The organism is Nonomuraea sp. NPDC005501, assembly GCF_040605905.1.
Lineage (GTDB): Bacteria > Actinomycetota > Actinomycetes > Streptosporangiales > Streptosporangiaceae > Nonomuraea.
Genome location: NZ_JBEXDT010000045.1, coordinates 1 through 9,943 on the forward strand (window position 1 = coordinate 1; position 9,943 = coordinate 9,943).

Annotated in this window: 9 protein-coding genes; 7 read left to right on the plus strand and 2 right to left on the minus strand. The window is 74.5% G+C overall.

Annotation, left to right across the window (positions count from 1 at the left end):
• From ABZS51_RS21990 to ABZS51_RS22010, 5 genes are all read left to right on the plus strand, one after another.
• On the plus strand, positions 1-622 hold a 622-nt coding region (locus ABZS51_RS21990; RefSeq protein WP_355443913.1), incomplete at its 5' end, for a PIG-L family deacetylase.
• 7 nt (positions 623-629) lie between these two features.
• On the plus strand, positions 630-1,556 hold the full coding sequence (locus ABZS51_RS21995; protein ID WP_355443916.1) for a phytanoyl-CoA dioxygenase family protein: 927 nt from the start codon (positions 630-632) through the stop codon (positions 1,554-1,556).
• 56 nt (positions 1,557-1,612) lie between these two features.
• Complete coding sequence (locus ABZS51_RS22000) at positions 1,613-2,134, plus strand: GNAT family N-acetyltransferase (protein WP_355443919.1); 522 nt, start codon at positions 1,613-1,615, stop codon at positions 2,132-2,134.
• Positions 2,135-2,171: 37 nt separating this feature from the next.
• Positions 2,172-3,125: a phytanoyl-CoA dioxygenase family protein gene (locus tag ABZS51_RS22005; protein ID WP_355443922.1), complete on the plus strand. Its 954-nt coding sequence runs from the start codon at positions 2,172-2,174 to the stop codon at positions 3,123-3,125.
• A complete protein-coding gene (locus ABZS51_RS22010; RefSeq protein ID WP_355443924.1) occupies positions 3,122-4,915 on the plus strand; it encodes an ABC transporter ATP-binding protein in 1,794 nt (597 codons plus the stop codon). Before ABZS51_RS22005 ends, ABZS51_RS22010 begins: the two co-directional genes overlap by 4 nt.
• 26 nt (positions 4,916-4,941) lie before the next feature.
• Here ABZS51_RS22010 and speB read toward each other — a convergent pair whose 3' ends face one another.
• The gene (gene speB / locus ABZS51_RS22015) at positions 4,942-5,781 is read right to left on the minus strand and encodes an agmatinase (RefSeq protein WP_310715031.1); all 840 of its coding nucleotides are present in this window, start codon (positions 5,779-5,781) and stop codon (positions 4,942-4,944) included.
• Between the two features lie 280 nt (positions 5,782-6,061).
• Here speB and ABZS51_RS22020 point away from each other — a divergent pair, with 280 nt between their 5' ends.
• Positions 6,062-7,192 (plus strand): YcaO-like family protein, encoded by a 1,131-nt coding sequence (locus ABZS51_RS22020; protein ID WP_355443928.1) that lies wholly within the window; start codon positions 6,062-6,064, stop codon positions 7,190-7,192.
• On the plus strand, positions 7,189-8,961 hold the full coding sequence (locus ABZS51_RS22025) for a TfuA-like protein (protein WP_355443931.1): 1,773 nt from the start codon (positions 7,189-7,191) through the stop codon (positions 8,959-8,961). Before ABZS51_RS22020 ends, ABZS51_RS22025 begins: the two co-directional genes overlap by 4 nt.
• On the opposite strand, the gene ABZS51_RS22030 is transcribed toward ABZS51_RS22025, so the two are convergent.
• Positions 8,951-9,808: a hypothetical protein gene (locus ABZS51_RS22030; protein WP_355443934.1), complete on the minus strand. Its 858-nt coding sequence runs from the start codon at positions 9,806-9,808 to the stop codon at positions 8,951-8,953. The genes ABZS51_RS22025 and ABZS51_RS22030 overlap by 11 nt on opposite strands.
• Between the last annotated feature and the right edge of the window lie 135 nt (positions 9,809-9,943).

Consider the following 9,943-nt stretch of genomic DNA (forward strand, 5'->3'; position numbering starts at 1 on the left):
GGCGGCGGACACGGCGGCGGCGGGCATGCGGCTGCGCCGCGCGGAGGACGTCCGCGCGTGCGCGGCGCTCGGCGCCGAGCACGCGCACCTGGACTTCACCGACGCCCTGTACCGGCGCACCGCCGACGGGTCGCCCCGCTGCGCCGTCGGGGAGGACCTGTTCTCGGCGCCGGGAACGGACGACGTCGCGCTGGAGAAGGCCGTGGCCGGCGAGCTGGGCGGCTGGATCGCCCGGCTGGCCCCGGTGGAGGTGCACGCGCCCGCGGCGGTCGGTGGCCACCTCGACCACGTGCTGACCGCCCGCGCCTGCGCGTCGGCGCTGCGCGACGCCGCGTCCACGCCACGGGCGCGCTGGTACGAGGACCTGCCGTACGCGCTCGAACCGGCGGCGGAGCCGTCGGAGCCCGCCTCCGCCGCCCGCGGCCGGCCGGCCGTCTCACCCCTGACCGGCGAGGACTGGCGGCGCAAGATCGCCGCCGCCGCCGCGTACCGGTCGCAGCACCCCATGCTCTGGGACGACGACTGGCCGGACCGGCTGCTGGCGCACGCCCGCGAGGCCGGCGGGGGAACGCCCGGCGAACGCCACTGGGAGGCCGCCCCGGGCCCGAACGGAGATCATTGACATGCCCGTGAAGCCCGTTGATAGCATCCTGCCCGTCTCCGGAGCCGGAGGTCACATGGCCGTCGCCCAGCAAGACCAGCGTGACTCGCACGAACCCGTCCCCTCGCCGTCCGTCCGGGCCTTCGACGTCCCCGGCGACCCGGCGGCCTGGCTGCCCGCCGCGTCGCGGGCCCTCGCCGCCGACGGCGCCGTCCTGCTCACGGGCACCGGCCTGGCCGGCAGGGCCCGTGACGTCGGCCGGCGCATGCTCGGCGAGGTCCCGCTGCTGGTGGAGCACCACGACGCGCTGATGGCCTACGACGACGGCCACATGCGGCACCGGCCCCCCGGCGGGCGAGACGGGCACGTCGCGGCGTTCCTGGGGCACCCGGCCGTGCTCGCCCTGTGCGGGGCGTCGCTGGCCGCCCCGCGCGTGATCAGCTACCACGGTCACACCGTGCTCCCCGGCTCCTCGCCGCAGCCGGTCCACGCGGACTGGGAGCCGCTGTGGCCGGAGGCGCGGGTCGACCACCCGCCGTTCATGCTGGCCGTCAACATCGCGCTGGTGGACACCGGCGAGCGCAACGGCAGCATCGAGGTCTGGCCGGGCACCCACGCGCTCGCCTCCCAGGACGTCTACCGGCACGGCTCGCTGTGCGTACGGGAGGACCTCCTGGAGGAGCGGCGGCGCGAACGACCGCCCGAGCGCGTCCCGATGAGCCCCGGCGACGTGCTGGTCCGCGACGTGCGGCTGTGGCACCGGGGCACCCGGAACACCACGGAAACCGCCCGCCCCATGCTGTGGCAACTGCTGGCCGCGCCGTGGCTGCGCGCCGAGCCGTCCGTGCTCCTGGAGGAGGACGTGCGCGGCGAGGTCGAGGCGCTGCCCGTCGACGTGGCCGCCGCGTACGTCGGCCACCCGGTCGGCGCCCTGTCCGACGGCGAGGCGGAGTGACCGCCCCGGCGCCCTCAGCCTCTGCCCCTTCCCCGTCCAACGCCCAGGGAGGCCGCTTGCCGTCCGAGGTTCGCCTGATCACCGATCAGGACATCGAAGAGGTGCTCGTCCTGTGGGGACTCAACGCCGGGGAGCACGTCCCCCTGCTCTCCTACGACCGGTGGGGGCCGGGCGTGGCGGTGCCCGCGCGGCCCGAGGTGGCGGAGGTGGAGGCGTTCACCCGTGACCCCCTCGACGGGACCAGGGACCTGCTGCGTGCCGCGCTCACCGACGAGCTGTCGTTCTGCCTGGTGGCCGCGTCCGCGAACGGGATCGACGGGTTCCTGACCGGGGAGCTCCACACCCAGTCCGTCAACGATTTCCGCATCGGCTCCATCCGCGAGCTGTACGTCCGCCAGGAGGACCGGCGCCGCGGCATCGGCTCCGCGCTGGTGGAGGGCGCGATCGAGGAGTTCCGGCGGCGGCGGGCGCGGATGTTCCGCGTCGAGGTCAACCCCGACTGGAAGGACGGCATGGCGTTCTGGCGGGCGCGGAGCGCGTGGCTGCAGGACGCGGTGGTCTTCAACCACTACGAGTGAACCGCCCACCCACCCGCGACACGCCCAGGAGAGCATGATGAGCCTGCAGAACGACGGTGTCACAGTGGCCGCCGAGGACTCCACGCCGATCGCCGGCGACCCGGTCGCGCTGCGGCGGCGCCTCCGGGAGGACGGCATGCTCCTGTTCCGGGGGCTGCTGCCCGAGGCGCGGCTGGCCGAGCTGCGCGCCCGCTTCACCGAGGTGCTGCGCCGGCACGACTGGCTGGCCACCGGCGAGGACACCGACGGTGACGGCGGTCTGCGTCCGGCCGCGAACCGCCGTGACGGCAGCCCGCGCTGGTGGCGCATGTACGAGGACCTGCAGCGGGTCGAGCTGATGCACGAGCTCGCGCACGCCCCGCGGCTCGTCGAGGCGATGCGGGCCGTCCTCGGCAAGCCGCTGCTGAACCACACGCGGCGCCAGGTCAGCCTCGTCCACCCGGGCTTCTGGATCCCGCCGCACCAGGAGCACACCTACGTCCAGGGCACCCCGGACGTGCTGACCGCCTGGGTGCCCTTCACCGCGTTCCCCGAGGACGGCGGGACCCTGCGCGTGCTGCGGGAACGCTCCGTGCCGGGCGTGCGGCCGCTGACCGTGCTCGACACCGGCGGGGTCGAGGCCGTCGTGGAGCCGGGGGAGGGCGACTGGTGGCGGGCCCCGGCGCTGGGGCCGGGCGACGTGGTCGTGATGCACGCGCTGGCGACGCGGGCCCTGGACGAGAACGTCTCGCCGTACCTGCGGGGCGCCGTCGAGTACCGCTACCAGTCCTCGCGCGAGCCGGTCTGCTTCGCCTCGCTCCGTCCGCACCACTACCCCCGGGTGCCCGGCTGGGAGGAGCTGGCGGCCGGCTGGTCCGAGCGGCGCTGGCTGCGGGTGCCGTTGCGGGTGCGGCAGGTGGACTTCCTGCTGCCCGACCGGCAGGAGAGCTGGCACGAGCTCCTGCCCCGGCCCGTCTCGCGGCTCGTCGACGTGGAGCCCGGCCGGACGTGACAGCATCAGGCCGGTCCACGACAGGGGGCGGGGCCGGCGCGGCCCGGGTGGCGATCCGGCTCTGCTACGAGGCGTCGCCCAGGCTGCTGGTCCTCGTGCTGCTGCTGTCCACGGCGGTGTCCGCGTTGCCGGCGGCGCTGCTGCTCATCGTGCGCGAGATCGTCGACGCCTTCACGACCGGCGAGGACGGCCGCGCGACGGTGTGGATCCTCGTGCTCGGCGGCCTGACCGCGCTGCGCGTCGCGCTGGGCGCGATGCTGTCCGTGCGCCGCGAGGAGCTGACCGAGCTGGTCGGCATCACCTCCGAGCAGCGGCTGCTGCGGGTCACCGGGTTTGCGCCGCTGGAGCGGTTCGACGACCCGGCCTGGTACGACGCGGTCGCGCGGGCGCATGACGGGGTGACCTGGCGGCCGGCCGCCATCGCCGGCATCCTCATCGAGCTGGGCGGCCAGATCGTCTCCCTGGCCGGCATGGTGGGCGTGCTGGCCGTCCTGGACGTCCGGCTCATCGGCCTGGCCCTGCTCGCCGGGGTGCCGCTGCTGGTGCAGCGGCGGATGGAGGCCCGCGCCGTCTACCTGGCGCGCCGGGGCATCACCGAGCTGGAGCGCCGCCGCGACTACCTCACCGAGCTGCTCGTACGCCACGATCTCGCCAAGGACGTGCGCAGCTACGCGCTGGCCGCGCCGTTCGCGGAGATGCACGACGCCGTCAGCCGGCGCGCGCTGCGGGCCGTGGTCGCCGCGAGCCGGCACAACGTGAGCCGCGGGCTGGTCGCGGGGATGCTCAGCGCCGTGTGCCTCGTCGTCGCGTACTTCCTCGCCGCCGGCCAGGCGTCGTCCGGCGCGCTGACGGCGGCCGAGCTGCTCCTCGTCTTCACCGCGTTCAGCACGCTCATGAACAGCACCGTGGACCTGTTCACCATCGTCGTGGACATCGAGGAGCACGCGGCGTACCTCACCGACTTCGTCGCGCTCGCGTACGGCCCGCAGCCGCCCGCCGAACGCCCGTCGGAGAGGCCGCCGGCCCTCTCCGGCGTGCCGCCCACGGTGGAGTTCCACCAGGTCGGGTACGCCTACGCAGGTGGGCCTCCGGTGCTGCGCGGGGCGTCGTTCACGCTCCTGCCGGGCGAGTTCGCCGTGCTGGTGGGGCCCAACGGGGCCGGCAAGTCCACGCTGGTCAAGCTCCTGCTCGGGCTGCTCAGCCCGGTCAGCGGGCGGATCCTGGTCGACGGCGCCGACGTGGCGGACCTGGACCCGGTCCGGCTGCGGGAGCTGGTCGGCGTGCTGTACCAGGAGTACGGGCGTTACGAGTTCTCGGTGGCCGAGTCGGTCCGGCTGGGCCGGGCGGACCGGCCGCTGGACCGCGACCGGCTCGGCTTCGCGCTGCGGGCCAGCGGGCTCAGCCACGTGGTCGAGCAGCTGCCGCTCGGAGCCGACAACCCGGTGGGCCGGCTGTTCCCCGGGTCCCGGGAGCTGTCCGGCGGCCAGTGGCAGCGGCTGGCCCTGGCCAGGGTGCTCTACCGCGACGCGCCCGTGTGGGTGCTGGACGAGCCCACGGCGGCGCTCGACGTGCAGGCCGAGACCGCGCTGATCCAGCGGCTGCGCGCCGAGCGCGGCAGGCGGACCGTGCTGCTGATCACCCACCGGCTGGAGACGGCGCAGGCCGCCGACCGCGTCCTCGTGCTGGACGACGGGGTGCTGGTGGAGCACGGCTCCCACGACGAGCTGATCGCGCGCGGCGGCAGCTACGCCCGGCTGTGCGCCGAGTACGCCGCCCGATCGGCCTCCTGACCCGCCAGGGCCTCCGTGGGTGTGGTCTAGCCGGCGGCCTTGCGCTGGGCGGTGGCGGCCAGGAACTCCAGCACGCACCGGTTGGCCACCAGCGCGGTGACGTCGGCGTGGTCGTAGGGGGGAGCGACCTCCACGACGTCCAGGCCGACGACGTCGGTGGCGCGGACGAGATCGCGGATGCCGGCCAGCAGCTCGCGGCTCGTGAGCCCGCCGGGCTCGGGGGTGCCGGTGCCGGGCGCGTACGACGGGTCGAGGACGTCGATGTCGATGGAGATGTAGACCTTGCCGGTCACGGTGGAGATCACCTGCTGGACGATGTCCGTGAGCCCGGTCTCGTCCACGTCCATCATGGTCCAGTGCTCGACGCCGTGCTCGCCCGCCCAGGCGAAGGTCTCCCGGGACGGGCCGTAGCCGCGCAGCCCGATCTGGAACACCTGGTTGGTCAGCCCCTCCTCGATGACCCGCCGGACGGCCGTGGCGTGGGTGAGCAGGCGCTCCGGGCCGCCGTCCCAGGTGTCGGCGTGGGCGTCCCAGTGCACGAAGCTGACCGGCCCGTGCTTGTCCGCCACCGCCCGCAGGACCGGGAGCAGCACCGAATGGTCGCCTCCGAGCACGACGACCCGCTCGGCCACGGGCATGAGCTCGCGCAGCCACTTCTCGGCGGCGTCGAGGTTGCGGTCATGCTGTCCGGGCGTGACGGGCACGTCGCCCACGTCCACGATGCGCAGGTGCTCGAAGACCTCGGTCTCCAGCCCGACGTGGTAGAGGTTGCCGGAGATGAGGGCCGACGCCTCACGGATGGCCGCGGGGCCGAAGCGCGCGCCCGGCCGCCCGCCGGTCCCCGAGTCGATGGGGACGCCCAGCACGACCACGTCACTCGGACGCCCCTCGAACCTTCCGTCATTTGACGGGGGAATGTCATGAAACGTCCGCGTGGGCACTCATATCCCCAATCGCACACTTGTCACTTTGGTTATCGGTCGGCAGCATAGGTCAAAGATCGCGCGCACAACACCGTCCGCCAGCAGTGGCCATATGGGAGGAAATCTCATCTCTCGTTCTGCTATTGGGGAAATATCCGGACAGTGGGCCGATGCGTGGGCGCGGCCGATCCACAAGGCGTACCGCGACGGCACCGACCGGGCGGTGAGCCCCGCGAGCACGTTCGGCAGGGTGTCGCCGGCCATGGCCGTCGCCGGCATCACCCGCGTGGCGAACGTGACGGGCATGGACCGCATCGGCATCCCGGTCTGGTGCGCGATCCGCCCCGCCTCGCGCAGCCTCGCCGTCTCGCAGGGCAAGGGCGTCACCGCGGACGCGGCGAGGGTGTCGGCCGTCATGGAGTCGCTCGAACTCTGGCACGCCGAGACCCACCACCTCCCGCTCCGCTACGACACCTACCGCGCGCTCGCCGCCTCCGGCGAGGCAGTCCTCGACCCGGCGACCCTCGTCCGCTGCCCCTGCAGCGAATACGCCCCGGACCGCCCCATGCGCTGGGTACGCGGCTGGGACCTGCTCCGGCGCGAGCCGGCGTGGGTGCCGTACGAGGCGGTGCACTGCGACTGGCGGCTGCCGGTCGCGCCCGGCGACCACGCCGTGCAGAACGGCTCCAACGGCCTGGCCTCCGGCAACAGCCTCATCGAGGCCACGGTCCACGCCCTGTGCGAGCTGGCCGAGCGGGACGCCATCGTGGCCGCGCAGGACGCCGGCGACCTGCTCGCCCCGCGGCGGATGGTGCGGCCCGAGTCGATCGGCGACGCCTCCTGCCTGGCCCTCCTCGAACGGTTCCGTCACGCCGGGATCGACGTGCTCGTCTGGGACCTCACCACGGAGACCGGGGTGCCGGTCTTCAACTGCCTGGCCCTGGAGACCGACACGCCCTGGTACCACCCGCTGCCGCAGACGCAGGGCTCCGGCTGCCATCCCCGCCGGTCCGTCGCGCTGTCCCGCGCGCTCACGGAGGCGGCGCAGGCCCGCGCCACCGTGATCGTGGGGTCCCGCGACGACATCGGCCGCGACCGGCAGAGCTGGTACTTCGACCCCGAGCAGCGGCGCGCCGTGGGCGACGCCGTACGGGACCGGCCGCTGCGCGACTACGGCGAGGTGCCCGACGTCGACCATCCGACGATCAACGAGGACCTGGACTGGCTGCTCACCCGGCTGGCGGCCTCGGGAGCCGGCTCCGCCGTGGTCGTGGACCTGACGATCGAGGACCTGGGCGTCCCGGTCGTCAAGGCGGTCGTACCCGGACTGCGGTGGCGGCCATGGGAGGAATGAGCGCGGCGTCCCGGCGCCCGCCGGTGATCTTCCTGGGGCCCACGCTGCCGGTCGAGCGGGCCTCCCGCATCCTGCGAGCCGACTACCGGCCGCCCGCCGAGCTGGGGAGCGTCTACCGCGCGGCCGACGAGCGCCCGGCGGCCATCGGCATCGTGGACGGCTACTTCGAACGGGTCCCCGCCGTGTGGCACAAGGAGATCCTTTACGCCCTCTCCCTCGGCATCCGGGTGTACGGGGCGGCGAGCATGGGGGCGTTGCGGGCGGCGGAGCTGGCCCCGTTCGGCATGATCCCGGTGGGGGAGGTGGCGCGGCAGTACCGCCTCGGCCTCCTGACCGACGACGACGAGGTGGCGGTGCTGCACGCCCCCGCGCAGGGCGGGTACCGGACGCTGTCCGAGCCGATGGTGAACATCAGGGCGACGCTCGACGCGGCCGTCCGCGCGTCCGTGATCGGCGAGAACGTCGCCGCGGCGCTGACGACCCGCGCGAAGAACCTGTTCTACCCGGACCGGGACTGGCAGACGCTCCTCGACCCTGCCCATGCTGACCACGCCGATGATGCCGGGTCGGGTGATCACGAGGCGCGCGAGCAGCTCGACCGGCTGCGCGCCTGGCTGCCGGCGGGCGCGGTGGACCAGAAGCGGCTGGACGCCGAGCGGCTGCTGGCGGAGATGGGACGGTGGCTCGCCACGGGCGACGGCCCGCCGCAGGCACCGCCGGTGCCGTTCGAGCAGACGGAGAACTGGCGGGATTTCGTCGTGGGCGACGTCGCTCCGGGCGGCCCCGCGGCGGACGGCACGTCGCCGCGGCCCTCTGCGGCAGGCGGCTCCCCACGGCAAGCTCCACGAGAGGAGTCCAGGGCAGTGAACGGTGACGGCAGGCCGGGAATCCGGGACAGGTCCGAGACAGGCGCCCGCCCGCCGGCCCGCGCGGTCGGGCGCCCGGCGGAGGTGCCACGACGTCACGTCTCCGACATCGGCGACGTCCGCGAGCTGGAACGCATGCGCCGGCCCGTCCTCATCGAGGGAGCGCTGGACGACTGGCCCGCCCTCGAACGCTGGAAGCCCGGCTACCTCCGCGAGCGGACCGGGCAGACACGGGTGCCCGTCGAGTTCTACCCCTCCGGGTCCTACTACGGCGGCTGGGTGCACGCGCCGCTGCGCATGGACCGCTACCTCGACATCCTCACCTCGCCGGGGGAGGCCGAGCGCTGCTATCTCGCCCAGGTGCCGCTGCTCGACCTGCTGCCGGAGCTGGCGGACGACCTGTCGGTGCCCGGCTGCCTGGCAGGGGGACCCGAGCTGGGGCTGGCGCTGTTCCTCGGCCGGGACACGGTGACCGCCCTGCACTACCACAGCAACGAGCAGGCCCTGCTGTGCCAGGTGAGCGGCGCCAAGGAAGTGCTCCTGTATCCGCCGCGGGATCACCGCTTCCTGAGTTATCACCCGTGGTATTCGTACCGGTTCAATTTCAGCCGTATTGATTTCTCGGCATTGCCGGACACGCCGGATTCTCCGCTGCGGCGGACCAGCCCGCTGCGGTGCACCGTACGGGCGGGCGAAGCGCTTTACATCCCCCTTTACTGGGGGCATCTCGTGGAGGGGCCGGGGCTCACGTCGTCGGTCACGTTCTTCTGGCGGCCCACCGCCGGGCGCACCTGGTGGCCGCCCGCGATGCGGCTGCGCGCGGCCGTGGGCGGGGCCGTGCGGCGGCGGTTCGTCAGCCCCGTCAGTGAGGCGTTCAACCGCCGGTTCGGCCTCAACGACTGACCCGCCCGGCCCCGGCCAGCCACCCTTCGAGAACCGCCAGCCGGGCCGCCACCAGCGGCTCCACCGGTCCGCCGCCGGGGGCGAGGATCCCGTGGTCGAGGCAGAGCGGGAACGCGCCCACTCCGAACCCCCGCTCCGGCTCCCACGCCGTCCCGGGCCCCGGTGCGGGCTTCAGCGGTACGGGCGTGGAGGGGAGCGCGCCTCGGGCGGTGCGGGGTACGAGTGAGACGACCAGGGCGGCGCGCCGCAGGTGGGATGCGGGCAGGGACGCGTCGTAGCGGGCGTTCGGCGGCAACCGGAGCGCCCACGCGGTGAAGGCCGGGTCCAGGAACGGCGACCTGCGCGGGACGGCGGCGGCAGCGGCCACGGCGGCCGGGAGCGGCCCCGCGAAGCGCGCCATGCGGGCCAGCGCGTACGCCCGGACCGGGTCCCGCTCCCCGGCGACACGCTCGACCAGCCGGCTGATCCAGGCCGCCGTCCACGTCTCCACCCGCGCGAGCCGTTCCGGCGCCAGCACGCGCGGCGCCTCCGTCAGCGCGTCGGCGAACGGCGCCAGCGCCACCTGCAACCTGGCCCGGAGCCGGCGGGCCCGCGGCCCCCGACCCAGCACGGCCGCGGCGTCCGCGAGGACCGCGGCGGCCCCCTCCCCACGCCATCGGTCCGCGAGCCCCCGGCGGACGGCCGTCAGCCCGGCCAGGCCGGACGGCACCGCTACGGGGCCCGCCTGGAGGAGCTCCTCGCAGCCGTCGGCGATGAGGATCAGCGTCGCGCCGAGCCGGGCGGCCCGGACCTCGGCCGCCCGCACCAACGCCGTCCGCGCCAGATCCGGGGCGACGGGATTCCACACGGCGCCATGCCCGCCGGACCCCCGCTCCCCGTCCTTCAGAGACCCCGGGCCGCTCCCGGCCCCGACGGGCGGGCCGCTCCCGGGTGCTGAGCCGCCCCCAGGCCCGGACCGCCCGTCACTTGCGGCTCGGAACAT